23 protein-coding genes are annotated in these 26,029 nt (G+C 66.6%); 11 read left to right on the top strand and 12 right to left on the bottom strand.

Going from position 1 to position 26,029, the window contains the following annotated elements:
* Complete coding sequence (gene pgi / locus ACFJI2_RS19695) at positions 1-1,653, bottom strand: glucose-6-phosphate isomerase (protein WP_377701518.1); 1,653 nt, start codon at positions 1,651-1,653, stop codon at positions 1-3.
* Between the two features lie 204 nt (positions 1,654-1,857).
* Between pgi and edd the strand changes: the two genes are divergently transcribed.
* Positions 1,858-3,786 carry a phosphogluconate dehydratase gene (edd, locus tag ACFJI2_RS19690; protein ID WP_377701517.1) on the top strand — a complete coding sequence of 643 codons (1,929 nt, stop codon included), beginning with the start codon at positions 1,858-1,860 and terminating at the stop codon, positions 3,784-3,786.
* A gap of 2 nt (positions 3,787-3,788) precedes the next feature.
* Entirely contained in the window at positions 3,789-4,406 is a 618-nt protein-coding gene (eda, locus tag ACFJI2_RS19685; RefSeq protein ID WP_181259920.1) for a bifunctional 4-hydroxy-2-oxoglutarate aldolase/2-dehydro-3-deoxy-phosphogluconate aldolase, read from the top strand.
* A gap of 44 nt (positions 4,407-4,450) precedes the next feature.
* Here eda and ACFJI2_RS19680 read toward each other — a convergent pair whose 3' ends face one another.
* From ACFJI2_RS19680 to ACFJI2_RS19670, 3 genes are read right to left on the bottom strand one after another with little or no spacing between them, the layout of a single operon-like run.
* On the bottom strand, positions 4,451-5,413 hold the full coding sequence (locus ACFJI2_RS19680) for a diguanylate cyclase domain-containing protein (protein ID WP_377701516.1): 963 nt from the start codon (positions 5,411-5,413) through the stop codon (positions 4,451-4,453).
* 2 nt (positions 5,414-5,415) lie between these two features.
* Positions 5,416-6,051, bottom strand: a complete 636-nt coding sequence (locus ACFJI2_RS19675) for a chemotaxis protein CheC (protein WP_377701515.1) — start codon at positions 6,049-6,051, stop codon at positions 5,416-5,418.
* Positions 6,048-6,416: a response regulator gene (locus tag ACFJI2_RS19670; RefSeq protein ID WP_107872621.1), complete on the bottom strand. Its 369-nt coding sequence runs from the start codon at positions 6,414-6,416 to the stop codon at positions 6,048-6,050. Before ACFJI2_RS19670 ends, ACFJI2_RS19675 begins: the two co-directional genes overlap by 4 nt.
* 124 nt (positions 6,417-6,540) lie before the next feature.
* Between ACFJI2_RS19670 and rpiA the strand changes: the two genes are divergently transcribed.
* The 3 genes from rpiA (at position 6,541) to ACFJI2_RS19655 (ending at position 9,027) form a co-directional block, all read left to right on the top strand.
* Positions 6,541-7,215, top strand: coding sequence for a ribose-5-phosphate isomerase RpiA (gene rpiA, locus ACFJI2_RS19665; RefSeq protein WP_377701514.1), 675 nt, complete (start codon positions 6,541-6,543; stop codon positions 7,213-7,215).
* Between the two features lie 17 nt (positions 7,216-7,232).
* Entirely contained in the window at positions 7,233-7,613 is a 381-nt protein-coding gene (locus ACFJI2_RS19660; protein WP_377701513.1) for a hypothetical protein, read from the top strand.
* A 67-nt stretch (positions 7,614-7,680) separates the two neighbouring features.
* Entirely contained in the window at positions 7,681-9,027 is a 1,347-nt protein-coding gene (locus ACFJI2_RS19655) for a hypothetical protein (RefSeq protein ID WP_377701512.1), read from the top strand.
* A gap of 39 nt (positions 9,028-9,066) precedes the next feature.
* On the opposite strand, the gene ACFJI2_RS19650 is transcribed toward ACFJI2_RS19655, so the two are convergent.
* Entirely contained in the window at positions 9,067-9,339 is a 273-nt protein-coding gene (locus tag ACFJI2_RS19650) for an oxidative damage protection protein (protein WP_229432286.1), read from the bottom strand.
* Positions 9,340-9,374: 35 nt separating this feature from the next.
* Complete coding sequence (gene argA / locus ACFJI2_RS19645) at positions 9,375-10,685, bottom strand: amino-acid N-acetyltransferase (protein ID WP_107872607.1); 1,311 nt, start codon at positions 10,683-10,685, stop codon at positions 9,375-9,377.
* Between the two features lie 53 nt (positions 10,686-10,738).
* On the opposite strand from argA, the gene hrpA reads away from it, so the two are divergent.
* Positions 10,739-15,118 carry an ATP-dependent RNA helicase HrpA gene (gene hrpA / locus ACFJI2_RS19640; RefSeq protein WP_377701511.1) on the top strand — a complete coding sequence of 1,460 codons (4,380 nt, stop codon included), beginning with the start codon at positions 10,739-10,741 and terminating at the stop codon, positions 15,116-15,118.
* Between the two features lie 196 nt (positions 15,119-15,314).
* Positions 15,315-16,442 carry an alpha/beta hydrolase family esterase gene (locus tag ACFJI2_RS19635; protein ID WP_377701510.1) on the top strand — a complete coding sequence of 376 codons (1,128 nt, stop codon included), beginning with the start codon at positions 15,315-15,317 and terminating at the stop codon, positions 16,440-16,442.
* 15 nt (positions 16,443-16,457) lie between these two features.
* Here the strand turns inward: ACFJI2_RS19635 and ACFJI2_RS19630 are convergent, their stop codons facing one another.
* The 3 genes from ACFJI2_RS19630 to ACFJI2_RS19620 all read right to left on the bottom strand — a co-directional run bounded on the left by ACFJI2_RS19630 (position 16,458) and on the right by ACFJI2_RS19620 (position 18,964).
* Positions 16,458-16,667, bottom strand: a complete 210-nt coding sequence (locus tag ACFJI2_RS19630) for a hypothetical protein (RefSeq protein WP_377701509.1) — start codon at positions 16,665-16,667, stop codon at positions 16,458-16,460.
* 12 nt (positions 16,668-16,679) lie between these two features.
* Positions 16,680-17,555 carry an SPFH domain-containing protein gene (locus tag ACFJI2_RS19625; protein ID WP_377701508.1) on the bottom strand — a complete coding sequence of 292 codons (876 nt, stop codon included), beginning with the start codon at positions 17,553-17,555 and terminating at the stop codon, positions 16,680-16,682.
* A gap of 119 nt (positions 17,556-17,674) precedes the next feature.
* Positions 17,675-18,964, bottom strand: a complete 1,290-nt coding sequence (locus ACFJI2_RS19620) for a putative Na+/H+ antiporter (protein ID WP_377701507.1) — start codon at positions 18,962-18,964, stop codon at positions 17,675-17,677.
* Positions 18,965-19,101: 137 nt separating this feature from the next.
* Here ACFJI2_RS19620 and imuA point away from each other — a divergent pair, with 137 nt between their 5' ends.
* From imuA to ACFJI2_RS19605, 3 genes are read left to right on the top strand one after another with little or no spacing between them, the layout of a single operon-like run.
* Positions 19,102-19,806 carry a translesion DNA synthesis-associated protein ImuA gene (gene imuA, locus ACFJI2_RS19615; protein ID WP_377701506.1) on the top strand — a complete coding sequence of 235 codons (705 nt, stop codon included), beginning with the start codon at positions 19,102-19,104 and terminating at the stop codon, positions 19,804-19,806.
* Positions 19,733-21,208: a Y-family DNA polymerase gene (locus ACFJI2_RS19610; protein WP_377701505.1), complete on the top strand. Its 1,476-nt coding sequence runs from the start codon at positions 19,733-19,735 to the stop codon at positions 21,206-21,208. Before imuA ends, ACFJI2_RS19610 begins: the two co-directional genes overlap by 74 nt.
* Positions 21,209-21,254: 46 nt before the next feature.
* The gene (locus tag ACFJI2_RS19605; protein ID WP_377701504.1) at positions 21,255-22,010 is read left to right on the top strand and encodes an alpha/beta hydrolase family protein; all 756 of its coding nucleotides are present in this window, start codon (positions 21,255-21,257) and stop codon (positions 22,008-22,010) included.
* A 3-nt stretch (positions 22,011-22,013) separates the two neighbouring features.
* Here the strand turns inward: ACFJI2_RS19605 and ACFJI2_RS19600 are convergent, their stop codons facing one another.
* The 3 genes from ACFJI2_RS19600 to ACFJI2_RS19590 form a co-directional block, all read right to left on the bottom strand.
* The gene (locus ACFJI2_RS19600) at positions 22,014-22,361 is read right to left on the bottom strand and encodes a hypothetical protein (RefSeq protein ID WP_107873261.1); all 348 of its coding nucleotides are present in this window, start codon (positions 22,359-22,361) and stop codon (positions 22,014-22,016) included.
* A gap of 27 nt (positions 22,362-22,388) precedes the next feature.
* Entirely contained in the window at positions 22,389-23,333 is a 945-nt protein-coding gene (locus ACFJI2_RS19595) for a sensor domain-containing diguanylate cyclase (protein WP_377701503.1), read from the bottom strand.
* 87 nt (positions 23,334-23,420) lie between these two features.
* Positions 23,421-25,301: a M61 family metallopeptidase gene (locus ACFJI2_RS19590; protein ID WP_377701502.1), complete on the bottom strand. Its 1,881-nt coding sequence runs from the start codon at positions 25,299-25,301 to the stop codon at positions 23,421-23,423.
* A gap of 199 nt (positions 25,302-25,500) precedes the next feature.
* On the opposite strand from ACFJI2_RS19590, the gene ACFJI2_RS19585 reads away from it, so the two are divergent.
* Complete coding sequence (locus ACFJI2_RS19585; RefSeq protein WP_056394131.1) at positions 25,501-25,959, top strand: Hsp20 family protein; 459 nt, start codon at positions 25,501-25,503, stop codon at positions 25,957-25,959.
* Positions 25,960-26,029: the final 70 nt, after the last annotated feature.

Genomic DNA, 26,029 nt, shown 5'->3' with positions numbered 1-26,029 from the left:
TCAACGCAGGTTCTGCGCGGCCTTGGCCAGCGCGATCAGGCCGTTGGTGGAGCTGTCGTGGCGCGCCGGCTGCGGCTCGCCGGTGAGCTCGGACTGGATGTTCTTGGCCAGCACCTTGCCCAGTTCCACGCCCCACTGGTCGAAGCTGTTCACGTCCCACAGCACGCCTTGCACAAAGGTCTTGTGCTCGTACAGCGCAATCAACGCGCCCAGCGCGGCGGGGCTCAGCACGTCGACCAGGATGGTGTTGGACGGGCGGTTGCCGGGGAAGGTCTTGTGCGGCGCCAGTTCGTCGATCTGCTCGGGGCGCATGCCTTGCGCTTTCAGTTCGGCGCGCACTTCGTCTTCGGTCTTGCCGGTCATGAAGGCTTCGGACTGGGCGAAGCAATTGGCCAGCAGCGCGTCGTGGTGGTCCGGCAGGTCATGCGTCGGGCGCAGCGCGGCGATGAAGTCCATCGGCACGATGTCGGTGCCCTGGTGCAGCAGCTGGAAGTAGGCGTGCTGCGCGTTGGTGCCGCACTCGCCCCACACGACCGGGCAGGTTGGCGTGTCGACCGCCGCGCCGTTGCGCGTGACGCGCTTGCCGTTGCTTTCCATGTCGAGCTGCTGCAGGTAGGCCGGGAAGCGGTTCAGGTCCTGGTGGTAGGGCGCGATGGACAGCGAGGCGCAGCCGAGGAACTGGCGGTTCCAGAAGCCGATCAGTGCCAGCAGCACCGGCAGGTTCTGCTCCAGCGGCGCGGTGCGGAAGTGCTCGTCCAGTTCGTGCGCGCCGGCCAGGAAGTCGCTGAAGTAGCCGAAGCCGACGGCCAGCGCCACCGGCAGGCCGATGGCCGACCACACGGAGTAGCGGCCGCCGACCCAGTCCCAGAACGGGAACATATTGTCGGCGTCGATGCCGAAGGCGGTGACGGCCTGCGTGTTGGTGGATACGGCCACGAAATGCTTGGCCAGTGCCGCTTCGGTGCCGTGCCGCAGGAACCAGTTGCGCGCGGTTTGCGCGTTGAGCATGGTCTCGGCGGTGGTGAAGGTCTTGGAGGCGACGATGAACAGCGTGCTGTCCGGGTTCACCTGGGCCAGAGTGGCTTCCATGTCGTGGCCATCCACGTTGGACACGAAGTGCATCTTCAGGCGCGGGTGCGAATAGGAGCGCAGCGCCAGGCAGGCCATTTTCGGGCCCAGATCCGAGCCGCCGATGCCGATGTTGACGATGTCGGTGATGGCCTTGCCGTTGTGGCCCAGCCAGGAGCCGTTGCGCACCTTGTCGGTGAACACGCGGATGCGGTCCAGGACCGCGTGCACGTCGGCCGCCACGTCCTGGCCGGCCACGCTCAAAGCCTTGCCGCGCGGCATACGCAGCGCCGTATGCAGCACGGCGCGCCCTTCGGTAGTATTGATTTTTTCACCGGCAAACATGGCGTCGCGGCGCTGCTCCACGCCGCGCGTGCGGGCCAGGTTGGCCAGCAGGGCGATGGTGTCGGCGGTCAGGCGGTTCTTCGAATAGTCGAGGTACAGGCCGGCGGCGTCCAGCGACATGCTGTCGAAGCGTTTGGGATCGGCAGCGAACAGCTGGCGCAGCGTCTTGTCCTGGATGTCGATGTGGTGGGCGGCGAGGGCCTGGTAGGCGGCGGTCGTGGTGAGGGCGGGCTGGCGCATAATGGTCGGCTCTGGGTTGCTGGGATATTGTCCATAATACAGTAAAAACAGGTAAATTCACTACAAATGTTCAAAAGGACGGGCTGCGGATGGGGATCTGCCGCCATCGCGGCGGGCCCGGGACCGCGCGTTTGGAGAAGAAAGGGCGTGCGCTTTGCTGATTTTGTAGTAAAATTTCAGGCAATTACTTCATAAGGAACGATCATGGCGGTGCATCCTGTACTTGAAACCGTAACTGCACGGATTATTCAGCGCTCCCGGCCTTCGCGCGGCGCTTACCTGGCCCACCTGGAGGCGGCGCGCGTGAAAGGCCCGCAGCGCGGCGTGCTGGCCTGTACCAACCTGGCGCACGGATTCGCCGCCTTCCCGGCCAACGACAAGCTGGCGCTGAAGGAGCTGAAGAAGCCCAGTGTGGCCATCGTCTCGGCCTATAACGACATGCTGTCGGCGCACCAGCCTTTCGAAGGCTTCCCGGCCATCATCAAGGATGCCGTGCGCAAGGCCGGCGCGGTGGCGCAGTTCGCCGGCGGCGTGCCCGCCATGTGCGACGGCGTGACCCAGGGCCAGCCCGGCATGGAGCTGTCGCTGTTCTCGCGCGACGCCATCGCCATGTCGACCGGCATCGCGCTGTCGCACAATATGTTCGACGCCGCCGTCTACCTGGGCGTGTGCGACAAGATCGTGCCGGGCCTGCTGATCGGCGCGCTGCACTTCGGCCACCTGCCTGCGGTGTTCGTGCCGGCCGGCCCGATGACCACCGGCCTGTCCAACAAGGAAAAGGCGTCCATCCGCCAGCGCTACGCGCAAGGCAAGGCCACCCGCGACGAACTGCTGGAAGGCGAATCCCAGTCCTACCACGGCGCCGGCACCTGCACCTTCTACGGCACCGCCAACAGCAACCAGATGCTGATGGAAGTGATGGGCCTGCACCTGCCGGGCGCCGCCTTCATCACGCCGAACACGCCGCTGCGCGATGCGCTGACCGCCGCCGCCGCCCAGCGCGCCGCGCAGATCACCGAGCAGGGCGAGTATCTGCCGGTGGGCCGCATCGTGGACGAGAAATGCATCGTCAACGCCGTGGTGGGCCTGCTGGCCACCGGCGGCTCCACCAACCACACGCTGCACCTGGTGGCCATCGCCAAGGCGGCCGGCATCGTGATCGACTGGAACGACTTCGACGAGCTGTCCAACGTGGTGCCGCTGCTCACGCGCATCTACCCGAACGGCGACGCCGACGTGAACCACTTCCACGCCGCCGGCGGCACCGGCTTCGTGATCCGCGAGCTGCTGGACGCGGGCCTGCTGCACGACGACGTGACCACCATCCTGGGCAAGGGCCTGCGCGCGCACTGCACCGAGCCGTTCCTGGACGAGACCAAGGGTGACGACAAACCCGGCGTGGTGTGGAAAGCCGCCGTGGCCGAATCGGGCGACGAGAAAGTGCTGCGCAAGCACACCAACCCGTTCTCGCCGGACGGCGGCATGGTGCTGGTGCAAGGCAACCTGGGCCGCGCCGTGATGAAGGTGTCGGCCGTGAAGGAGGAACACCGCACGGTGGAAGCGCCGGCGCTGGTGTTCAATTCGCAGGAAGAATTCATGGCCGACTACAAGGCCGGCAAGTTGGACCGCGACTTCGTGGCCGTGCTGCGCTTCCAGGGGCCGCGCGCCAACGGCATGCCGGAACTGCACGCGCTGACCCCGGCGCTGGCCAACCTGCAGGACGCCGGCCGCAAGGTGGCGCTGGTGACGGACGGCCGCATGTCGGGTGCGTCCGGCAAGGTGCCGGCGGCCATCCACGTGTCGCCCGAGATCCTGGCCGGTGGCCCGCTCGGCCTGGTGCGCGACGGCGACATCATCCGCGTGGACGCGTTCACCGGCACGCTGGAAGCGCTGGTGCCGAGCGAAGTATGGCATGCGCGCTCGCTGGCCACGGCCGACCTGTCGCCGAACGGCGTGGGCATGGGCCGCGAGCTGTTCGCCATGTTCCGCAACAGCGTGTGCGAAGCCGAGAAGGGCGCCACCACGTTCTCGCTGCCGTCGCCTATCCCCACCACCGTTTCCCTGCACGACGGGCACACCGTGGGCAACACCGTGCCCGGCTCCGATGAAGATTTCTCGATGAAGAAGGACTGACCATGACCCTGCTGGACATTATGCGCACCTCCGCCGTGATCCCCGTGATTGCGATCGACGATCCCGAGCACGCCGTGCCGCTGGCCAAGGCGCTGGTGGCGGGCGGCATCCGCGTGCTGGAAGTGACCCTGCGCACCAAGCACGGCCTGGGCGCGATCAAGGCCATGTCGGCGGTGGAAGGCGCCATCGTCGGCGTCGGCACCCTGACGCAGCCGGAAGAATTCGCCGCCGCGCGCGACGCGGGCGCCGTGTTCGGCGTGTCGCCGGGCCTGACGCCGGCGCTGATCGCCGCCGCCAAGAGCAGCGGCCTGCCGCTGCTGCCGGGCGTGATGACGCCATCCGAAGTGATGGCCGCGCGCGAGCAGGGCTTCCAGCAACTCAAGCTGTTCCCGGCCGTGCCGGCCGGCGGCGTGGGCATGCTGAACGCGCTGGCCGGGCCGCTGGGCGACATCACCTTCTGCCCCACCGGCGGCATCTCGATCGACACCGCGCCGCAGTTCCTGAAACTGAAGAACGTGGCTTGCGTGGGCGGCTCCTGGCTGACGCCGAAAGACTTGATGCAAGCGGGCGACTGGGCCGGTATCACCGCCCTGGCCAAGGCCGCCAGCGCACTGCGCTGATTTTCATCGTTGAGGTGGCGGGTTACGCCTTCGGCTAACCCGCCCTACGCCGCATGTGCGGCCACGCGGTTGCGGCCGGTGCGCTTGGCGGTGTAGAGGGCGCGGTCGGCCGCGCCGATCAGGGCAGGAACGTCGAACGGGTGCTGGGGGCTGTGCGTGGCCATACCCACGCTGACCGTGACCTGGCGGTTGCCGTCGGCCGCGTAGCGGTGCTCAAGGTCCAGCGCCTGCACCCGTTGGCGCAAGCCTTCCGCCATTAGCGACGCCTGTTCGGCATCCGTGTCCGGCAGGATGATGGCGAACTCCTCGCCGCCGTAGCGTGCCAGCAGGTCGGTCGAGCGGTGCAGCATGGACCCCAGCGCGGCCGAGACCTGGATCAGGCACTGGTCGCCTTGCTGGTGGCCGTAGTGGTCGTTGTAGGCCTTGAAGCAGTCGATGTCTATCATCAGCAGCGACAGGGTGCCGCCGTTGCGCTTGGCGCGCCGCTGCTCCTTGTCGATGGCCACGTCGAAGTGGCGGCGGTTGGCTACGCCGGTCAGGCCGTCGGAGAAGGTCTGCGAGCGCAGCACCATGGCTTGTTCGCGCAATACCTTTTCGCGGTTGGCGGCGATACTCACGTCGGTGATCTGGATCAGGCAGTGGCGCTCGGCGCCCGCCACTTGCACCGGCGTGACCGCGATGGCCTGTTGCAGCCGCTCGCCACGCAGCGCCGCGGCGCGGTCGGCGTGCAGCGGGAAGGGCGACTTGTTCAGCGTCTGCGACAGCAGCGAGGGGAAGTTGCTGGCCAGCGCCTGCTGGATCGCCATGCCGATGCGCTGGCTGCGCATTTCGGGGAACAGCGCGTAGAACTCGCGGCACAGCACCTCGCCGGCCGGCATGGCCGAATACTGCTCCATCCAGCGGTTCCACAGCACGATGCGGCCCGCGCCGTCCAGCACGATGGCGCCGACGTGGATCGCGCCCAGCACGCTTTCCAGCAGGCTGAGGCGGTTCGCTTCCAGTCCCATGGTCAGTTTTCGCCCATCACGCGGCGCAGGTAGAGATTGATCTGCTCCTTCAAGTCCTGCAGCGCCGATACGTCCAGGATGAAAGCGACATAGCCGTGGATTTGGTGCATTTCCAGGATGAAGTCGATGTGCAGCATCATCACCACCGAATTGGCCGCGCTGCCCGAGGCGCTCAGGATGTCTTCGCTGGTGCCCACGTGGTACACCGGCAGCGAGCCTTGCAGCTCCTGCTCGAAGATGTTGGCCAGGGTGCCGATGCAGGAGTTCAGGATGATGTTGCCGATCTCGCTCATGGCCTCCTGTTCCATTTCGGTCAGCTCGGACAGCGGCACCAGCTCGCCCACCATCAGGCGCACGATTTCCAGGCTTTTATCCTCGGGGAACATGAGGATGGCTTCGGTGGTGAACGCGCCCGCGTAGTGCTGGCTCACGCCGCAGATGCGCTGGCGCTGCTCGTCGCGGTGGCCCAGCAGGGCGGCGGCGTCGGCCCGGTTCAGGAAGCTGATCGAGGGCACCGACATCGTCACGGCCTCGTTGACGATGCCGCTCATGGCGGCGGCAGCCTGGCCGACGCCGATGTTGAAGATTTCCACCAGCGCGTCGTGTTCCAGCTCGGTCAGGGCGAAGGGCATGTTCATGCCTCCAGCGGTGCGACCAGCTGGGCGATGCGTGCCTCGGTAACGGGTTTTTCCATGAAACCGACGCCGATCTCGGCCGCGCGGCTGCGCGTGGCGGTCTGCACGTTGGCGGTCAGCAGCGAGATGTGGGCCTGCGGCAGGCGCTGGCGCAGCTGCTCGGCGGCGGCCAGGCCGCCCATGCCGGGCATGTTGACGTCGATCAGGACCAGGGCCGGCGTGAAGGACGCGATCTTCTCCAGCGCCTCCTCGCCCGAGGCGGCTTCTTCGACCACCCAGTCGGCATGCAGGCTGAGGATATATTGGCGCGCCATCAGGCGCGATACGCGGCTGTCATCGACGATCAGTATCTGTTTGACGGGCTCCATGAGCGATCCTGGCGGGCTATTGTCTGGGAGACCATTTTCGCATACCGGGTGGCGTTCTGCGAGTGATAGCGGTGCGATCCGCTAAAATAGCGGCAATCCGATTTTTCCCACTTATTTTTTTATCATGACCCAAGACGAACTGAAACAAGCAGTAGCCCGCGCCGCCATCGCCTACGTGGAAGGCGACATCATCGGCGTCGGTACCGGCTCGACCGCCAATTTCTTCATCGATGAGCTGGCCAAGATCAAGCACCAGATCAAGGGCACCGTGGCCTCGTCCGAAGCGACCGCCGCGCGCCTGGCCGGCCACGGCATTCCGGTGCTGGACCTGAACGACGTGGCCGAAATCGCCGTCTACATCGACGGCGCCGACGAGATCACCGAGCAGGGCGCCATGATCAAGGGCGGCGGCGCGGCGCTGACGCGCGAGAAGATCGTCGCCTCCGTGTCGAAGAAATTCGTCTGCATCGCCGACGGCTCCAAGCTGGTGGACGTGATGGGCGAGTTCCCGCTGCCGGTGGAAGTGCTGCCGATGGCGCGCAACGCCGTGTCGCGCCGGCTGGCCGCGCTGGGCGGCCAGCCCAAGCTGCGCCTGAAGCCGGGTACCGGGGAAGCCTTCGTCACTGACAACGGCGGCAACATCCTGGACGTGGCCGGCCTATCGATCACCGACCCGAAAGGGCTGGAAGCGCAGATCAACCAGATCGTGGGCGTGATCGCCGTCGGCCTGTTCGCCGCGCGCGGCGCCGACGTCTGCCTGCTGGGCACGCCGGACGGCGTGCGCACGCTGACCTACTAATCCTTGCCAGGACATCTATGAAACGCCTGCTGTTGCTGTCCGTGGTGATATTGAGTGCCTGTTCGTACTTGCCGTTCAATCAAAACAAGGACCAGGAAGCCGAAGCGGCGCGCCGCGCGGCATCGGCGCGCAAGCCGGCGGTATCGGCGCTGGCCAGCGACGGCAGCAAGCGCGTGATGGTGGATGGCGTGGAAATCGAGAAGGTGGCCTTCCGGGCCGGCGTCTCCTCAGCCACGGTGGAGCGCATGGCGCGCTTGGCCGGCTGCGAGAGCAACGGCGGCCCCGGCGCCGGGCTGATGTCCGAGCCCGGCCCGGTCGAGGTGTACCGCATGATGTGCAGCAACGGCACCGCCTACCTGGCCAAGTGCGAGCTGCGGCAGTGCAAAGCTTTGCGCTAGTTGTATGATCCATGTCTAGGCCGCGCGGGCATCGCCAGATTTATACTGGGAGCCTGACGCGGGAGGCATGATGGCCGACGTTTCTCGAGAAGAAATGGAAGCGAAGCTGGAGTCTGCTCAAAGCCGTCTCGACGCGCGCGTTGCCGAGGTCAACGCCAACGTCGAGCGGATACTTGCGCACATCGAGTTGTACGAGGAGCGCGCGGCGGCGCGGCACGCCGCCGAAACGGCGCGCATCGAGCATATCAACGCGGAAGCGTGGCAGCGTCTGGAAAAGCGGTCCGCCGACGACAACGCGGAAGCGTGGCAGCGTCTGGAGAAGCGGTCCGCCGACGAGCGCGCCTACCAGCAAGCCGAACTGGCCAGGGTGCAGGCCGAGCACGCCAAGGTGCAGGCCGAGCACGCCAAGGCACAGGTCGAGCTGGAGAAGATGCGTGCCGACCTGGAGAAAGTGCTGGCGGAGAATGCCAGGGCGCAAGCGGAACTGGAAGCGAGGGTGACGCTGGCCAAGGCGCACCAGCAAGCCGAGCATGCCGCCATGCTCGCGCGCCAGCAGGCCGAACACGCCGCCCTCGTCGCCCAGCTTGCGGGGCAGACTGAAGGGCAAAAGGCCGAGCATGCTGCCGCGCTGGCGAAACTACAAGCCGAGCATGCTGCAGCGCTGGCGAAACAGCAAGCCGAACACGCCGCAAATGCTGTCCGGCTTGCCGAGCAGACTGAACGGCAAAAAGCCGAACATGTTGCAGCGCTGGCTCAACAACAGGCCGAACACGCCGCCAACGCCGCGCAGCTTGCCACACAGCTTGCCGAGCAGACTGAGCGGCAAAAAGCGGAACATGTTGCTGCGCTGGCGAAACAGCAAGCCGAGCATGCCGCTGCGGCTGCGCAACAGCAAGCCGAGCATGCCGCTGCGGCCGCGCAACGGCAAGCCGAACATGCGGAGTGGGCTGCTCAGCAGAAAGTCGAGCATGCCGAGCGGGTTGCTCAGCAAAAGGCCGAGCATGCCGCTTTGACGGCCCGGCAAGCGCAGGAGTGGGCGCGGCGCGACGCCGAGCATGCGCGCGCTGTGGAGTCCATCCATGCCATGGCCGCCGCCAGCGATATCCGCGCGCAGGCGTTCAAGGATGATCTGACTTCACATATGAATCTGCTGGGCGAGAAAATGGCCGAGATCCGTGCCGGCTTCCGGTCCATGAAGATTACCTTCATCGTCACGGCGATGGCGTCGGTGCTGAGCATCGTGCTTGGTGTGGCCACGTTCAACGCCACCGTGCTGTCCAATATGCTGGCCGCCTTCGAATCCGGCCAGAACATGACGGCGCAGCAAATGGAGGTGCGCCGGCAGCTCGAGGCGACAGCCACCTTGCTGAGGCAAGTGCAGGAGGAAAACGCCAACAGGCGGCAGCAACAATAAAAAAGGCGCCGACGGCGCCTTTTTGGTCAGAACGGCAACTTATTCCGCTGGCGGCACGTAGCCGGCCGCAGCATCGGCGCCTTCGCCGAAGAAGTGCTTTTCCATTTGCGTGGCCAGGTATTTGCGCGCGCGCTGGTCGGCCAGGTTCAGGCGGTTCTCGTTGACCAGCATGGTCTGGTGCTTGAGCCAGGCGGCCCAGGCTTCTTTCGATACCGACTGATAAATCTTCTTGCCCAGTTCACCCGGGTACGGCGGGAAGTCCAGGCCTTCGGCTTCCTTGTTCAGTTTGATGCAGTGGACGGTGCGGGCCATCTTTGGTGCTCCTAAATGCGGTGGTGAAAGCGTGATTATAAGGTCTTAACCAGAACCTGGGATTTGCGCTGCCAGTTATACATGCGCTGGCGGTCCTTCGGCAGGGCGTCCACCGTGGCCGGCACGAAGCCGCGCTTGATGAACCAGTGCGCGGTGCGGGTGGTCAGCACGAACAGTTTGTTCAGGCCCAGCGCGCGGGCGCGGTTTTCCATGTGCTTGAGGATGCGCTCGCCGTCGCCCTGGGCTTGCACGTCGGGGTTGACGGTCAGGCATGCCATTTCGGCCATTTTCTGTTCCGGGAACGGGTACAGCGCGGCGCAGCCGAAGATCACGCCGTCGTGCTCGATGACGGAGAACAGGTCGATTTCGCGTTCGATCAGCTCGCGGCCGCGCTTGACCAGCGTGCCGTCCGCTTCCAGCGGTTCGATCAGCTTGATAATGCCGCCCACGTCCTCAATTGTGGCCTGGCGCAGCGATTCCAGGTTCTCGTGCGAGATCATGGTGCCCACGCCATCGTGGGTGAACAGTTCCAGCAGCGCCGAGCCGTCCATGGCGAAGGGCACGATGTGGGAACGGTCCACGCCGTTGTTGCAGGCCTTGACGCAGTGCTTCAAGTAGAATGCGGTGGCGTCGGGCAGGAAGCCGGCTTGCAGCACGGCTTCGGCCTGGTGCGAGGACAGCTCGCGGATTTCCACGCCGGCCGCGTCGGTCATCATCTCGGTTTCGGTGATGAAGATCAGCTTGTCGGCGTGCAGGGCGATGGCGGCGCTGCAGGCCACGTCTTCCATGGTCAGGTTGAAGGTTTCCCCGGTGGGCGAGAAGCCCAGCGGCGACAGCAGCACCAGGCCGTCCGAGCCGAGGATGGAGTGGATGGTTTCGGCGTCCACCTTGCGCGTGATGCCGGTCAGTTCCAGGTCCACGCCGTCGATTACGCCCAGCGGGCGGGCGGTGATGAAGTTGCCGGAAATGATGCGGATGGCGGCGTTGGACATCGGCGTGTTGGGCAAACCCTGGCTGAACGCGGCCTCGATATCCAGGCGCAGCTCGCCGGCCGCTTCCTTGGCGCATTCCATGGCGGCGGTGTCGGTAATGCGCACGCCGTTGTGGAAGCGGCCTTCCACGTTGCGCAGCGCGAGCTGTTCGGCCACCTGCGGGCGCGAGCCGTAGACCACGGTCACGTTGATGTCGAGTGCCTGCAGCAGCGACAGATCATGGGCCAGCACCGGCAGGGCGCCAGCCGATACGAGTTCGCCGGGGAAGGCGACCACGAAGGTCTTGCCGCGGAAAGCGTGGACGTAGGGCGCGACGGAGCGCAGCCATTGGACGAATTGGGTAGGGTTTTCCATTTGCCGCATTATAATTCGGTGCGCGGTTTTCGCGCCAAATACTAGTAAAAAACATGTCAGAAGCCAGCAAGAAGTCACCAGTTTCCCCCCCGCAGCAGCCAAGCAACGCTCCCGCCGCCGTTTCCGCCGCCCCGACGGGTGCGACGCCCGGCCAGCCGCGCCCCGCGCAGGCCGGCGAGGGACGCGCACCGAGGGAGGGCGGCGACGCGCGCCGGCCCCGCGCGGAAGGTGCAGCACGCGCACCGCGCGAAGGCGCCGTTGTGCGTCAGCCCCGCCCGGAAGGCGCGCCGCGCGCGCCGCGTACCGGCGGCGAGGCACGTCCGCCGCGTGCGGACGGAGAGCGCGCCGGCCGTGGTCCGCGCCTGACGCCGGAGGAAATCGCTGCGCGCCAGGCCGAGGCGGCGTTCCGCAATCCGATCCCGCCGATCACCTTCCCTGAAGACCTGCCGGTCTCCGGCCGCCGCGCCGAAATCGCCGAGGCGCTGATGAAGCATCAGGTCATCATCGTATCCGGCGAAACCGGCTCGGGCAAGACCACCCAGCTGCCCAAGATCTGCCTGGAACTGGGACGCGGCCGCAACGGCATCATCGGCCACACGCAGCCGCGCCGTATCGCCGCTTCGTCCACCGCCAAGCGCATCGCGCAGGAGCTGGGCACGCCGCTGGGCGAGAACGTGGGCTTCAAGGTGCGTTTCGCCGACACGCTGATGCGCGGCGCCTCGGTCAAGCTGATGACCGACGGTATCCTGCTGGCCGAAACGCAGACCGACCCGCTGCTCAAGGGCTACGACACGATCATCATCGACGAAGCCCATGAACGCAGCCTGAACATCGACTTCCTGCTTGGCTACCTGAAGCAGCTGCTGCCGCGCCGCCCGGACCTGAAGGTCATCATCACCTCGGCCACCATCGACGCCGACCGCTTCTCGCGCCACTTCGGCACGCCGGAGAAGCCGGCGCCGGTGATTGAAGTGTCCGGCCGCCTGTACGCGGTGGAAGTGCGCTATCGCCCGGTGGAGCGCGACCAGGTGCCCATGGGCGGCGCCAACGCCGCCAATCCTTCTCCGCAGCAGGGCAAGGCCGCCGCCGCGCGTGAAAAGCGCGACCTGATGGACGCGGTGATCGACGGCGTGGACGAAGTGTGCCGCATCGGTTCCGGCGACGTGCTGGTGTTCCTGCCCGGCGAGCGCGAGATCCGCGACGCCGCCGAAGCACTGCGCAAGCACCATCCGCCGCACGTGGAGATCCTGCCGCTGTTCGCCCGCCTGTCGGTGGAGGAGCAGGAGCGCGTGTTCCGCACCTCCAACGCGCGCCGCATCGTGCTGGCCACCAACGTGGCCGAGACTTCGCTGACCGTGCCCGGCATCCGCTACGTGGTGGACGCCGGCCTGGCGCGCGTGAAGCGCTACAGCTACCGCAACAAGGTGGAGCAGCTGCAGGTCGAGCCGATCGCCCAATCGGCCGCCAACCAGCGCGCCGGCCGCTGCGGCCGCGTGGCCGACGGCGTCTGCATCCGCCTGTACGACGAGCAGGACTTCCTGCAGCGCCCGAAATTCACCGATCCCGAGATCCTGCGTTCCTCGCTGGCCGCCGTCATCCTGCGCATGAAGTCCCTGCACCTGGCGGACGTGGAAACCTTCCCCTTCATCGAGCCGCCGCTGGCGCGCGCGATCGCGGACGGCTACCAGCTGCTGCAGGAACTGGGCGCGGTCGATGAATACAACCAGCTCACGCCCCTGGGCCGCAAGCTGGCCAAGCTGCCGCTGGACCCGCGCGTGGGCCGCATGATACTGGCCGCGCACGACAACGCCTCGCTGACCGAAGTGCTGATCGTGGCGTCCGCGCTGTCGGTGCAGGACCCGCGCGACCGCCCCGTGGAGCACCAGCAGGCGGCAGATGAGGCGCACAAGAAGTTCGCCGACGAGAAGTCCGAATTCCTCAGCTACATCAAGATCTGGCGCTGGTTCGAGAACGCCATCGAGCACAAGAAGACCAACCGCCAGCTGCAGGAAAACTGCCGCAGCAACTTCCTGTCGCAGGTGCGCCTGCGCGAATGGCGCGACGTGCACTCGCAGCTGCTCACCATCGTCAAGGAGCAGGGCTGGCGCATGAACGAGGCGCCCGCCACCTACGAGAACCTGCACCTGGCGCTGCTGACCGGCTTGCTGGGCAACGTGGGTTTCAAGGGCGAGGACGAGCCGGGCGCCGGTTTCCTCGGCGCGCGCGGCATCAAGTTCCATATCTGGCCGGGCTCCAACCTGCTGAAGAAGCCGGGCAAGTGGATCATGGCGGCCGAGCTGGTGGAGACCACGCGCCTGTACGCGCGCTGCGTGGCCAAGATCGAGCCGGAGTGGCTGGAGAAGGTGGGCGGCCACCTGCTGAAGAAATCGTGGGGCGAGCCGCGCTGGGAAAAGCGCAGCGCGCAAGTGACCGCGTCCGAGCGTGCCACCTTGTACGGCCTGGTGGTGTACAGCCAGCGCCGCATCAATTACGGCGCCTTCAACCCGGTGGAAGCGCGCGAGATCTTCATCCGCGACGCGCTGGTGGGCGGCGACTACGATACCCGTGCGCCGTTCTTCGCCCACAACCACAAGCTGGTGAAAGAAATCGAGAACCTCGAACACAAGTCGCGCCGCCTGGACGTGCTGGTGGACGATGAACTGATCGCGGCCTTCTACGACAAGCTGATTCCGGCCGACGTGGTGAACGGCGCCGGTTTCGAAAAGTGGCACAAGGAGGCCACCGCCGCCGAACCCAAGCTGCTGTACCTGAACCGCGATGAGCTGATGCGCCACGAGGCGGCTGGCGTCACCACGGACCTGTTCCCGAAAACGATGATGGCGGCCGGCCTGGAAATGGCGCTGACCTATCACTTCGAGCCGGGCAGCGTGCGCGACGGCGTGACGCTGGCGGTGCCGCTGTATGCGCTGAACCAGCTCTCGCGCGAGCGCTGCGAGTGGCTGGTGCCGGGCATGCTGAAGGAGAAGGTGCACCTGCTGCTGAAGTCCCTGCCGCAGAAGCTGCGCCGCCATTGCGTGCCGCTGCCGGATTACGCGGCCAAGTTCTGCGAGCGCGTGCAGGCCGCCGGCGCCTTCGGGCGGGGCGACCTGATCGATGCCATCATTGCCGACATCCGCAAGGAAATCACCATCGGCGTGCTGACCACGGACTTCAAGCCGGAAACGCTGCCTGCGCACCACTTCATGAATTTCAAGGTGATCGACGAGCACGGCCGCCAGCTGGACATGGGCCGCAACCTGGCCACGCTGCAGGCGGAATACGGCATGCAGGCGCGCCAGAGCTTCCAGAAGATGGCCGAGGCCACCACGCCGGCCGGCACGCAGCTGCGCGCCGGCGCGCTCGGAGCCGGCGCCGCCACCGCGGGCGGTGCCGCTCGTGCGGCCGGTGCGGCCGGCGCGGGCAAGCTCGCGCACGGCGGCATCGCTGCGGACGCCGCGCGCGGTGCGGTTTCAGCTGCGGCGCCGGGAGCAGGCCAGAGCGCCGCCGGCGGCAAGGGCGGCAAAGGCGGCGCGCAGTCCGGCGCAGCGAACGCTGCGGCCAGTGCCCCGGCCGTGCAGTCGGCCACCACCGGCATCACCGCCTGGACCTTTGGCGAACTGCCCGAGCTGCTGGAGATCGTGCAGGGCAAGCTGACGCTGATCGGCTTCCCCGCGCTGGTGGACAAGGGCACGCACTGCGACCTGGAAGTATTCGACGACCCCACCGTGGCGGCGCGCACGCACCGTGTCGGCCTGCGCCGCCTGTTCGCGCTGCAGATGAAGGACCAGATCAAGTTCGTGGAAAAGAGCATCCCCAACCTGCAGCAGATGGGCATGCAGTTCATGTCCATGGGCACGCAGGAGGAGCTGCGCGACCAGATCATCAACAAGGCGCTCGACATCGCCTGCCTGCAGGACCCGTTGCCGACCGATGCCGCCACCTTCGCCAAGCGCAAGGATGAAGGCAAGTCGCGCCTGGTGCTGCTGGTGAACGAGGTGGCGCGCCTGCTGTCGCAGGTGCTGACCGAGTTCCACGGCCTGCCCAAGCGGCTGCAGGGCATCAACGCGCAAGTGGCGGCGGACATGCAGGCGCAGTTGCAAGGCCTGGTGCACAAGCGCTTTTTGCTGGAAAGCGACTACGCGCAGCTGGCGCATTTCCCGCGCTACCTGAAGGCCATGAACGTGCGCCTGGAAAAGCTGCGCGCCGATCCCGCGCGCGACGCCAAGCTGATGGCCGAGTGGCAGAGCGCCGCAGCGCCTTACCAGCGCCTGATGCGCGACAAGACCGCCGGCCGCAACACCGATCCGAAACTGGTGGAGTTCCGCTGGATGCTGGAGGAGCTGCGCGTGTCGCTGTTCGCGCAGGAACTGCGCACGCCCATGCCGGTCTCGGCCAAGCGCTTGCAAAAGGTGTGGGAGTCCATGCAGCGCTAAGGCGCCGGCATGGTGTAGGGTGCGCGGCAGGGCGGCCAACGCAGTCCCACCTGCCGGCCACCCTGTTTTCCCCGCGCATGGCGGTTACTGCTGCATTCGGTACGGAAGTTTAATCTGCCATCCGGTGCGCTGGCGCACCGATGGGATGTCCTGCGTTCGGTATATTGCACTGCAACATATCGAGCAGGAGTGTCGCATGGCCAAGCCCATCTTTGGCGCACGATTGCTGCGCAGCATTACCCGCGCAGGCAAGTCGCAGCAGAAGTTAATGACCCAATTGTTCGGCGTGCCGGCCGTGAAGCCCAAGCCGAAAAAGGCTGCCGGCCAGGCGCGGCGGGTCGCCTCGGCGCCGGACGGCATGCCGATCCGCCAGCATGCGCGGCCGGATGTCTCGGTGCTGCCGGGACGCTGGCTTGCAGCGCATTTTGCTGCAATGCCGCAGGCCGGACAGGTGCCAAGCCAGCCCATGAGCTATTGGCTTTATCTCCCCCAGAATGTGCCGCAAGCCGCGGCGCGCCATGGCCTGCCGCTGATCGTCATGCTGCACGGCTGCCACCAGAGCGCCACGCAGTTTGCGCAAGGCACGCGCATGAATCGCCTGGCAGAGCAGAAGGGCTATGCGGTGCTCTATCCGCAGCAGCTGGCCAGCACGCAGGTGCACCGCTGCTGGCGCTGGTATGACAAGTCCACGCAGGAAGGCGGCGGCGACACCGCGTTGATCGCCGCCATCATCGGCAAGGTGTGCAGCGACTACGCCATCGACCGCAAGCGCATCTACGCCTGCGGCATTTCGGCCGGCGCGGGCATGGCCAATATCCTGGCGCTGAACCATCCCGAACTGATCGCTGCCGTGGGCCTGCATTCCGGCCCGGCGTATGGCGGCGGCCACAGCACCGTCGGCGCGCTGACCGTGATGCAGCACGGCGCCGGCCAGCAAGCCGCCGCCGCCATCCGGAATGTGCTGCGGCAGCGGCCCGGCTTCCCGGCCATGCCCACCATCCTGATCCAGGGCGAGGGCGACAAGGTGGTGCGCCCTGTCAATCAGGCGCAGCTGGTGCAGCAAAGCCTGCTGCTGAACCGCTTGCCGGCCGGGACCGAGGTGAAGGTGGTGGAGCGCGCGCGGCGCGGGCTCACGCGCAATGCGCATGAAATACGGGACTACAGCGCAAAGGGGAAAGTGCTGCTGCGCGTGGCGCGCATCGCGGACCTGGAGCACGCCTGGAGCGGCGGCGACCCGGCGTTGTCATTCAACGCCAAGGCCGGTCCGGACGCCAGCAAGATGATGCTGGACTTCTTCGCCAAGCACCGGCGCGTGGTGGCATGAGCACGCCGGCCCGGCCTAGCCGTCCGCCGGCTCCGGGCCGTCGCCGCTGCCGCTGCCACTGCTTTCCCCCTTGAGCTTCACGCCCCGGCGCGCCAGTCCCTCGCGCAGCAGGAACTCGATTTCCGCGTTCACGCTGCGCAGGTCGCGCGCCGCCAGGCGCTGGATCTCTTCCCACAGCGCCGGGTCGATCCGCAAGGGATAGGCTTTTTTACCTGGGCTTGCCATGCTGTTCTGCCGCTAGTTGTACAGGGTGCCGGTGTTGATGATGGGCTGGGTCTCCTTGTCCGAACACAGCACCACCAGCAGGTTGCTGACCATGGCCGCCTTGCGCTCGGCGTCCAGCTCCACGATATCGCGTTCGGCCAGGCCTTTCAGCGCGGCTTCCACCATGGTGACGGCGCCGTGCACGATCTTGGAGCGGGCGCTGATGATGGCGTCGGCCTGCTGGCGGCGCAGCATCACCTGCGCGATTTCGGCGGCGTAGGCCAGGTGGGTCAGCTTGGCGTCCAGCGTTTCCACGCCGGCCGCTTCGAAGCGCTCCTGCAGTTCCGTCTTCAGTGCGGTGGCCACCACGTCCATGCCGGCGCGCAGCGTGGTCTCGCCTTCCGTCAGATCCTCGCCATCGTCGTAGGCATATTGCGAAGCCAGGTGGCGCAGCGCCGCTTCGGCCTGCACCGACACGTAGCGCTCGAAGTCGTCCACTTCGAACACGGCCTGCGCGGTGTCGCGCACGCGCCAGACGATGGCGGCGCTGATCTCGACCGGGTTGCCGCGTTTGTCGTTGACCTTCAGCGTGGGGCAGTTGAAGTTACGCGCGCGCACCGACAGCTTGCGCTTGACGTAAAACGGGAAGGCCCAGCGCAGGCCGTCGTTGCGGTCGGTGCCGATGTATTTGCCGAACAGCGTGATGATGGCCGTCTCGTTCGGCTGCAGCATGTACAGCCCGGCGAAAGCGATCAGGCCGAGCAGGCCCGCGGTCACGCACAGGAGCGGATGCAAGCCGCTGCGCGCGCCGAAGCCTGCCAGGGCGATCAGTGCCAGCGCGCCGACCGCCGCCGTATAGCCGCTGACCGAAGAAAACGCCGTTTCACGGCGAATATGTGCTGCGTTCATGCTCGACTCCCTCGTGGTTGTGACATCAAAGTGATATCACTTTAGGATCACTTCGAGTTGAAGTCAAGAAATTTATCAAATAAATATGGTTCTAAATATGGTTCGCCTGCGACGCGGTCTCAGAGGAAAAAGGCCAGCGCCGCCACGGCGGTGGGCGGCAGGGCGCCGAGCAGCAGGCCGACGGCGCCGATGGATTCGTCCTGGAAGCCGCGCCGCAGCAGCGACACGCCGGCCGGGTTGGGCGCGTTGGCGATCACCGTCAGGCCGCCGCCGGCCACCGCGCCGGCCACCAGCATGTACTGCGCCTGTGGCGCCATGCCGTCGATCAGCGAACCGAGGTAAGTCAGGGCGGCGTTGTCGGTGATGGCGGTCAGGCCCAGCGCGCCGAAGAACAGCGCCACCGGCGCCAGGCTGGAGACGATGGGCTGCAGCCACCATTGCTGCATGCCGCCCAGCACCACCAGCCCGGCCAGGAAGAAGCCCACCAGCAAGCCTTCCTTCAGGATCAGCGGCTGCTGGTAGCGCTGGTAGGCTTGCGTGAAGCCAAGGAACAGCAGGAACAGGCCCAGGAACATCACCGGGTGGTGCGCCAGCAGCACCACGGCGGCCAGGAAGCCCAGGTGGATCAGCGATACCAATAGCGGCACCGGCACTGGCACCGGCGTCGGGCCGTTGCCGCCGGCGGCGCTGGCGTTGGCGTCCATGCCGCCTGGCGCGGCTTGCGGTTGCAAGTGGCGCTGGAGCAGGAAGCAGATGGCGGTGGCGTTCACCAGCACCGCCAGCGTGGCTTTCCAGCCGAACTGGCTGGCCATGAAGGCGCTGTCCCAGCCCCAGGTGGCGGCCACCATCAGCACCGGCGGCGCGGCGTAGGAGGTGAGCGTGCCGCCGATCGACACGTTGACGAACAGCACGCCCAGTGCGGCGTATTTCAGCCGTTCCGGCATGCCGTCGCGGAACACCAGCGGCGCCAGCGTGAGCGCGGCCAAGGTCATGGCGGCCGGCTCGGTGATCAGCGAGCCGGCCAGCGGCACCAGCGCCAGGCCCAGCCAGGCCAGCGCCAGTTCGGTGCGCATCGGCGCCAGCCGCGCCAGCGCCTGCAGGGCGCGCTGCACCGCGTTCAGCACCGGCCAGGAGGCCGCCACCACCATCACCACGAATACGAACAGCGGCTCGGTGTACTGGCGCGACTCGGCGTAGGCAATGGCGTTCTGGCCGCCGGCCGCGATGGCGATGGCCACGATCAGGATGGCGGCCCAGAAGCCGAACACCACTTCGACTTCGCCCAGCAGGTGCAGCAGGCCGGCGTGGCGCGGGTGGCGGTGGGCCAGGATCTCGAAGGATTTGGCAGCGAAGGTGTGCACCAGCGCCAGTCCGAACAGGATGGCGCCGATAAGCTGGATGGTGGTCATGGAGGCCCGGAAAGTATGGTGGCAATGTCTATCTTACAGCATGCGCAAGCTTTCCCTTCGGCACAAACCGCAAGTAGTCCTTGCCAAAACCGGGAGTAAATAGTACTGTGTATTTGTACAGTATTTGATTGAAAGCCATGCCCCCCACCGCCACTCCTGAAAGCCTGCATCCGTCGTTGTGGCTGGCCTCGCAGCTGGCGCACTCCGCCACGCGCTGCGTCGATACCGGCTACGCGGCGCTGTCGGCGCAACTGCCGGGCGGCGGCTGGCCGCTGGGCACGCTCACCGAGCTGATGCTGCAACAGCAGGGCATAGGCGAAATCCGCCTGCTGCGCCCGGCGCTGGTGGCGGCCTCGAAACGGCCGGTGGTGCTGCTGGCGCCGCCGCAAATCCCGCAAGGGCTGGCGCTGGCCGCGCTGGGCCTGCCGCCGTCGCAAATGGTGTGGATACGCAATACCGGCAAGAGCGGCGACGCGCTGTGGGCGGCCGAACAGGTGCTGCGCAGCGGCTGCTGCGGCGCGCTGCTGCTGTGGCAGCAGCAGATGCGCAGTGAAAACCTGCGCCGGCTGCACCTGGCGGCGCAAAGCGGCGACACCCTGTTCTGCCTGATGCGCCCGCTGGCCGCCGCGCAGGACGCCTCGCCGGCGCCGCTGCGGCTGGCGCTGCGCCCGGCGCCGGGCGGCATCCACATCGAATTCGTCAAACGCCGGGGACCGCAGCGCGACGCGCCGCTGTTCCTGCCCCTGCCACCTTCTTTGCTACAGCGTCATGCGTCTCTGGATCGGCCTCTACCTGCCACGGCTCCCGCTCGAAGTATTCTGCCCCAGCTGGTCGGAGGATAGCTGCAGCGTGGTGCTGGAGCAGGAGGGCGTGCTGGCGGTGTCGCCGCAGGCCCATGCCGCCGGCGTGCGGCTGGGCATGCGGCGCGGTGGCGCCTTGCTGATGGCGCCGGACGCGCAGCTGCACGAGCGCGCGCCCGGGCGCGAGCAGGAGGCGGTGCACGCCGTGGCCATGGCGCTGCTGCGCTACACGCCGCTGGTGGCGGTGGCCGAAGAAGCCACGTTGCTGATCGATATCGGCGCCAGCCTGCGCCTGTTCGGCGGCATCCGCAAGCTGTGCGCGCTGGTGAAGGACAGCATGCGGGCGCTGGGTTTTACCGCCGTGCTGAGCGTTGCCCCCACCGCGCGCGGCGCCTGGCTGCTGGCGCGCAGCGGGGGCGGGCGTGCCTTGAGCATCGAATCCATGACGCGGCGCCTGGCGCCGCTGCCCGGCAGCCTGCCGCCGCCGGCGCGGCCCTTCCTCAACTGGTTTGAAGGCATGGGCTGTTTGACGCTGGCCGACCTGCGGCGCCTGCCGCGCCCGGGCCTGCAGCGCCGCTGCGGACGCGCGCTGCTGGACATGCTGGACGAGGCGCACGGCGAAGCGCCCGAACTGTACGAGTGGGTGGAAGCGCCGCCCACGTTCAGCGCCAAACTGGAGCTGTTCGACCGCATCGAGCACGCGGACGCGCTGCTGCACGGCGCGCAGCGCCTGCTGCAGCAAATGGTGGGCTGGCTGTGCGCGCGCCAGTTCGCGGTGGAGCGCGTGAAGCTGCTGCTGGAGCATGAGCGCGGCAAGGTGGCGCGCCCGCCCACGGCCATCGAGATCGCGCTGGCCGAGCCGGCGTGGCGCGACGAGCACCTGCTGCGCCTGCTCAAGGAACGTCTGGCCAAGACCGAGCTGGTGGCGCCGGTGATCGGCCTGTGCCTGGAAGCGGCGCAGGTGCAGCCCATGCTGCCGCCCACCGATTCGCTGTTTCCGGAGCCGGGCGGCAGCAAGGAAGACCGCGAGCGCCTGTTCGAGCTGCTGGTGGCGCGGCTGGGGCCGGACAATGTGCTGAAGGCGTCGCCGCAGGCGGACTACCGGCCCGAGCTGGCCAACGCCTGGGTGCCGGTGCACGACAAGCTGCGCCCGGCCGACGTGGATGCGCGCATGCCGCCGCAAAGCCTGCCGCGCCCGGCCTGGCTGCTGCCCAAGCCGATCGCGCTGCTGATGCGCGACCACCGGCCGTTCTACATGTCGCCGCTGCGCATGGTGTCGAACGCCGAACGCATCGAGGCCGGCTGGTGGAGCGAAGGGCAGACGCGCGACTACTTCATCGCCGAAGGCGGCGACCACGCGCACTACTGGGTGTTCCGCGAGCGCCTGGGCGCCAAGGAGGGCGAGGCCGAGCCGCGCTGGTATCTGCACGGCTTGTTCGGCTAGACTGCGGGTATGGCCGTGTTCACGGCAAAACTCACGGAAATACATCATGCGAGCAGAACGACACGAATTCACCGGCGCCAGCGGCCACCGCCTGGCGGCGCGCCTGGACGCGCCGGACGGCGCCATCAAAGCCTACGCGCTGTTCGCGCATTGTTTTACCTGCGGCAAGGACGTGATCGCCGCCAGCCGCATCGCGCAGGCACTGACCGCGCACGGCATTGCCGTGCTGCGGTTCGATTTCACCGGCCTGGGCGCCAGCGAGGGCGAGTTCGAGAACACCAATTTTTCGTCCAACGTGGCCGACCTGGTGGAGGCGGCGGACTTTCTGCGCGAGAAGTTTGCCGCGCCGCACCTGCTGATCGGCCACAGCCTGGGCGGCGCGGCGGTGCTGGCGGCGGCGGTCAGCGTGCCGGAGGCGAAGGCGGTGGTGACCATCGCCGCGCCGGGCGAGCCGGCTTACGTGACCAATATGTTCAGCGCTCACCTGGAGCAGATTGCCGCCGACGGCGAGGCGCAGGTGCAGCTGGCGGGGCGGCCGTTCCGCATCAAGCAGCAGTTCGTGGAGGACGTGGGCGGGCACAGCCTGCGCGAACATATCGCGGGGCTGCGCAAGGCTTTGCTGGTGATGCACGCGCCGGGCGACGATACGGTGGCGGTGCGCAACGCGATGGACATTTTCATGGCGGCACGCCACCCGAAAAGTTTTGTCTCGCTGGATGATGCCGACCACTTGCTGACGCGGCGCGAGGACGCCGTCTACGTGGCCGACCTGATCGCGGCCTGGAGCAGCCGCTACCTGTAGAAATTACTCGTCGAATTCGGACGTCAGGTCCTTGAAGCCCTTGCGCACGGCGAAGGGCAGGAATTCGTCCGGCGTGTCGAGCACGATCAGTTTCTTTTCCTGGATTACCGGGTCGCCCGGCGCCAGGTCCGGCCCGGCGTAGCCCAGGCTGCGCAGGCGGGCGCTGATCTCGGCGATCAGTTTCTTGTCCTTGTGCAAGCCGTCGGATGCTGGCGCGGCCAGGTCCACGTACAGGTCGATGACGCCGTAGCCTTCGTCGAAAATGCGGATGGCTTTGATGTCGATGGCGCGGCCGGCGCCGTCGGTGGCCTTGAACGGGCCGCTGAGCTGGATGTCGGTGTCTTGGTTCATGTCGGCAGCATACACCAATTCGCTGGGCTAAGTGGCCACCCTGTCCCGGCCCTGGTGCTTGGCGCGGTACAGCGCCTGGTCGGCCAGCAGGTAGAGTTCGTCCCGCCCCAGGTCGGCGTCCGGCGCCAGGAAGGCGGCGCCGATCGACAGCGTGACCACGCCGCCGGGCGGATTGGCGCGGTGCGCAATGGCGTGTGCGGCCATGGTGGCGCGGATCTCGCCGGCCAGCGTCAGGCTTTCGCCGGTGCCGCTGCTGGTGTACAGGCAGGCGAACTCGTCGCCGCCGATGCGGAAGCACAGGTCGCCGGCCCGGTGCAGCGCGGCGCGCATGCTGTGCGCCACGGCCTTGAGCACGGCGTCGCCTGCCGGGTGGCCGTAGTAGTCGTTGTATTCCTTGAAGCGGTCCACATCCAGCAGCAGCAAGGTCAGCAGGCGGCCGTCGCGGTGGGCGCGCTGTTGCTCCTCGCCGAAGCGCATGTTGAAGTAGCGCCGGTTCTTCAGGCCGGTCAGCTCGTCGGTCACGCTGCTGTCCTCGGCGGCGCGGGTCTGCGTGATGTCGGTGGAGACGGCGCAGGTGGCATTCACCCGGCCGTGCTCGTCGTACAGCGGGAACTTCACCGTCATGTAAGTGTGCGGCGTCTTGTCGCGGTGGTACACCGTTTCCTCTTCCTGCACCGCGCGCTGCTCCAGCGCGGCGCGGCGGTCGTTGCGCCACAACTGGTCGGCTATCTCGGTCGGAAACAGTTCGAACACGCTGCGGCCGACGAAGTGGCTTTCATCATAGCCGTCCAGTATCTCGAAATAGCGGTTGGCCATGGTGACGCGGCCTTCCAGGTCCTTGGTGGAAATGAGCAGCGGGGCGTGGTCGAGCAGGGAGCGGAAAATACGGTCGCGGCCGCGCAGCGCGGCCAGTTCCTCGCGCAGGCGGCGGTTCTCTTCCAGCAAGGCGGGGCAGTTGACGGGATCGTCCATGGACGGTTTCCAGGCTATCGAGATAAACCCAGTATAACCGCAGTCCGGGACAGCATGAGCGTTGTCCCGGACAAAGTGTGCGCCGGCTTATTTCAGCGGCGACAAGATGGCTTGCAGGCGGTCCGGCGTGCCGGGGATGCGCTCCAGGCGCGGATACTTCAGGCCGCCGTGGTAGTCGAGCAGGATGGTGCGGTATTTCGCGCCCTTCTTGACCAGCAGTTCGATAGGCTTGTCATTGCTCTTGGCGGCGGTGACGGCCGCGCGCAGCACGTCGGGCTTGTAGGCCGTGCCGTTCACGGCCAGCACCGTGGTGCCGCCGCCGATGCCGGCCTTGAAGCCCAGGCCTTCCCATTGCAGCGCTTCGACCTTGCCTTCGCTGTTGAGCGAGAAGCCCAGCGAGTACTGGAAGTCGGCCGACTTGCTGCGCTCTTCCACCGTCTTCAGGTACGGGGTCTGGGTATCGGTGTAGACCAGCTTCCAGCCGGCGCGCGCGTAGCCGTCCAGCGGCGCCGGGCCGGTGCCGTCCAGGCGGGTGCGCAGGAAGGCGGCCCAGTCGAAGGGCTGGATGGCGTTGAGCGCTTTCACCACGTCCTCGAAGGTGTAGTGGTTGGCCGTGTAGGCGCCGTTGTCGATGCCGAAGAAGTTGCGCGCGAAGTTGTCCAGCGACTTGGTGTCGTTCGACATTTCACGGATCTTGGTGTCCACGTCCAGCCAGATCAGCGCGCCTTCGTTGTAGTAGTCCTCGCTGCGCTGCCAGTTGGTCCAGCCCAGCGGGCGGCGGCCGTTGATGATGGGGTCGTTCGTGGTGTCCTGCACCGGGCGCCAGCTGCGCCCTTGCATGTGGTCGTAGCGGGCGGCGTTGGCGGCCATGATGTCGCGCACGCTGTCCATTTTCTGCATGCCCGAGCGCGCCGACAGCACCTGGCCCCAGTACTGGGTCTGGCCTTCGTACACCCACAGCAGGCTGTTCTGCAGCGGCGTGTTGAAGTTGGGCACGTTCTGGTCGGCCGGGCGGCGGAACTTGCCGTTCCACGAGTGCGTGAATTCATGCGGCAGCAGGCCGCGCACGGACTCGGCCTTGTTCCAGTCGGTGAAGTAGTCGAGCTTGACGCCGTTCTCGCTGGACTGGTGGTGCTCGCGGCCCACGCCGCCGAATTCCTCGCTCAGCGCGAGCAGGAAATCGTAGTGCTGGTAGTGCTGCGAGTTGAACAGCTTGTAGGCCTGCTGCACCATGGCGCGGTGCAGTTCCAGCTGCTCCGGCTTGGCTTCCACCGCGTCGGCGGTGTCGGCCACCACGTTCATGTGCACCGGGATTTTCGCGCCCGGGTCGAGGTCGTAGCGCTTGAAGTAGCGGCCGGCGAACAGCGGCGAATCGACCATGGTTTCCAGGTCCAGCGCCTTGAACTGCACGGTGTCGCCCCGGCGTTCCACGGTCTCGAGCGCGCTGCCGTACTGCCAGCCTTCGGGCAGGGTCAGGCTGGGCTGCATCGTGATGCGGCGCGTGGTGTGGCCGGCCGGGTACAGCACCATCGAGTGCCATTGGATGCCCAGGATCTCGCTGGTGATGGTGGTGCGGCCCTGGTTGGGTTCGGTGGGCGACAAATACTGGTATTCCACTTCCACCGCCTTGGCCTCGCGCGGCACCTCGATGTGGAAGGCGTGCACGTTGACGGTGTCGCGCTTCCACGCCAGCGGCTTGCCGTTGGCGGTGAGCTTGAGGCCGGCGAGCTGGTTCAGCGGGCCGCTGGGGCCGTGGTTGGCCGGCACCCACTGCGGGTACAGCAGCGTCAGCTTGCCGGGCTTGGCCGGGATGGTTTCGGTGATGCGGAAAATCTGCTGGGACGTGTTGGACGCGTCCACCTTCAGCACGATGGTGCCGGGGTAGGGCTGGTCCAGCGGGACAGGGATGGTGTCGGCGTGGGCGGCCAGGGCGGTGCTGAGCAGCAGGGCCAGCAGGGTTTTGCGCATCGGAGTCATGGAACGGAACGGTGAGGGCTAAAGGGGCCGAGTGTAGCACGCAGGAAACACCGCTTTGTTTCAAATTGTGTCGCAAAAAAGTTGAAAACAGGCCCTTGAAAGGTCTGGGCGGCAACCGTATATCGGATGCACCGGTTGCCCAGAAGGGGACCGGAAGACCATATCGCTTAACCTTGAAAGGATATCTATCATGCGTACTTTTGACCTGACCCCACTGTATCGTTCCGCTATCGGTTTCGACCGCCTGGCCCAGCTGCTGAACGACGCCCAGCGCGGCGACGCCCAGCCCAGCTATCCTCCGTACAACATCGAGCTGGTCTCGGAAGACCAGTACCGTATCGTGATGGCGCTGGCCGGTTTCAACCGTTCGGAAATCGATATCACCACCGAGCGTGACAGCCTGCACATCGTGGGCCGCAAGCAACGCGACGGCGTGGAGCGCACCTATCTGCACCGCGGCATTGCGGCGCGTGATTTCGAGCAGCGCTTCCAGCTGGCCAACCACGTGAAAGTGACCGGCGCCTCCTTCGACAACGGCATGCTCACCATTGAACTGGTGCGCGAAGTGCCGGAAGCGCTGAAGCCGCGCAAGATCGTGATCGATGGCACTGAAAACGTCGCCGCGCTGGAGCAGCGTCAAGCCGCTTAAGCTGCGCTGCAGTTCAGTAGTACACACTGGCCGGGCAACCCGGCCAGTTGCACGTCTGGCGTGCAAGCCG

It is taken from the genome of Pseudoduganella sp. UC29_71, from assembly GCF_042693265.1.
Taxonomy (GTDB): domain Bacteria; phylum Pseudomonadota; class Gammaproteobacteria; order Burkholderiales; family Burkholderiaceae_D; genus Rugamonas.
The sequence above is the reverse complement of the archived record's forward strand: the minus strand, read 5'-3'. Positions and strand labels throughout refer to the sequence as shown.

What these genes read in the sequence shown, in the direction of transcription:
- ACFJI2_RS19625 (WP_377701508.1), bottom strand. Translation starts at nt 17,555, where the DNA reads ATGAACGCAGCACATATTCGCCGTGAAACGGCGTTTTCTTCGGTCAGC.
- ACFJI2_RS19670 (WP_107872621.1), bottom strand. Translation starts at nt 6,416, where the DNA reads ATGGAGCCCGTCAAACAGATACTGATCGTCGATGACAGCCGCGTATCG.
- ACFJI2_RS19655 (WP_377701512.1), top strand. Translation starts at nt 7,681, where the DNA reads ATGATGGCCGACGTTTCTCGAGAAGAAATGGAAGCGAAGCTGGAGTCT.
- ACFJI2_RS19585 (WP_056394131.1), top strand. Translation starts at nt 25,501, where the DNA reads ATGCGTACTTTTGACCTGACCCCACTGTATCGTTCCGCTATCGGTTTC.
- ACFJI2_RS19620 (WP_377701507.1), bottom strand. Translation starts at nt 18,964, where the DNA reads ATGACCACCATCCAGCTTATCGGCGCCATCCTGTTCGGACTGGCGCTG.
- rpiA (WP_377701514.1), top strand. Translation starts at nt 6,541, where the DNA reads ATGACCCAAGACGAACTGAAACAAGCAGTAGCCCGCGCCGCCATCGCC.
- ACFJI2_RS19610 (WP_377701505.1), top strand. Translation starts at nt 19,733, where the DNA reads ATGCGTCTCTGGATCGGCCTCTACCTGCCACGGCTCCCGCTCGAAGTA.
- edd (WP_377701517.1), top strand. Translation starts at nt 1,858, where the DNA reads ATGGCGGTGCATCCTGTACTTGAAACCGTAACTGCACGGATTATTCAG.
- argA (WP_107872607.1), bottom strand. Translation starts at nt 10,685, where the DNA reads ATGGAAAACCCTACCCAATTCGTCCAATGGCTGCGCTCCGTCGCGCCC.
- hrpA (WP_377701511.1), top strand. Translation starts at nt 10,739, where the DNA reads ATGTCAGAAGCCAGCAAGAAGTCACCAGTTTCCCCCCCGCAGCAGCCA.
- eda (WP_181259920.1), top strand. Translation starts at nt 3,789, where the DNA reads ATGACCCTGCTGGACATTATGCGCACCTCCGCCGTGATCCCCGTGATT.
- ACFJI2_RS19600 (WP_107873261.1), bottom strand. Translation starts at nt 22,361, where the DNA reads ATGAACCAAGACACCGACATCCAGCTCAGCGGCCCGTTCAAGGCCACC.
- ACFJI2_RS19635 (WP_377701510.1), top strand. Translation starts at nt 15,315, where the DNA reads ATGGCCAAGCCCATCTTTGGCGCACGATTGCTGCGCAGCATTACCCGC.
- ACFJI2_RS19630 (WP_377701509.1), bottom strand. Translation starts at nt 16,667, where the DNA reads ATGGCAAGCCCAGGTAAAAAAGCCTATCCCTTGCGGATCGACCCGGCG.
- ACFJI2_RS19660 (WP_377701513.1), top strand. Translation starts at nt 7,233, where the DNA reads ATGAAACGCCTGCTGTTGCTGTCCGTGGTGATATTGAGTGCCTGTTCG.
- ACFJI2_RS19595 (WP_377701503.1), bottom strand. Translation starts at nt 23,333, where the DNA reads ATGGACGATCCCGTCAACTGCCCCGCCTTGCTGGAAGAGAACCGCCGC.
- ACFJI2_RS19675 (WP_377701515.1), bottom strand. Translation starts at nt 6,051, where the DNA reads ATGAACATGCCCTTCGCCCTGACCGAGCTGGAACACGACGCGCTGGTG.
- ACFJI2_RS19650 (WP_229432286.1), bottom strand. Translation starts at nt 9,339, where the DNA reads ATGGCCCGCACCGTCCACTGCATCAAACTGAACAAGGAAGCCGAAGGC.
- ACFJI2_RS19680 (WP_377701516.1), bottom strand. Translation starts at nt 5,413, where the DNA reads ATGGGACTGGAAGCGAACCGCCTCAGCCTGCTGGAAAGCGTGCTGGGC.
- pgi (WP_377701518.1), bottom strand. Translation starts at nt 1,653, where the DNA reads ATGCGCCAGCCCGCCCTCACCACGACCGCCGCCTACCAGGCCCTCGCC.
- imuA (WP_377701506.1), top strand. Translation starts at nt 19,102, where the DNA reads ATGCCCCCCACCGCCACTCCTGAAAGCCTGCATCCGTCGTTGTGGCTG.
- ACFJI2_RS19590 (WP_377701502.1), bottom strand. Translation starts at nt 25,301, where the DNA reads ATGCGCAAAACCCTGCTGGCCCTGCTGCTCAGCACCGCCCTGGCCGCC.
- ACFJI2_RS19605 (WP_377701504.1), top strand. Translation starts at nt 21,255, where the DNA reads ATGCGAGCAGAACGACACGAATTCACCGGCGCCAGCGGCCACCGCCTG.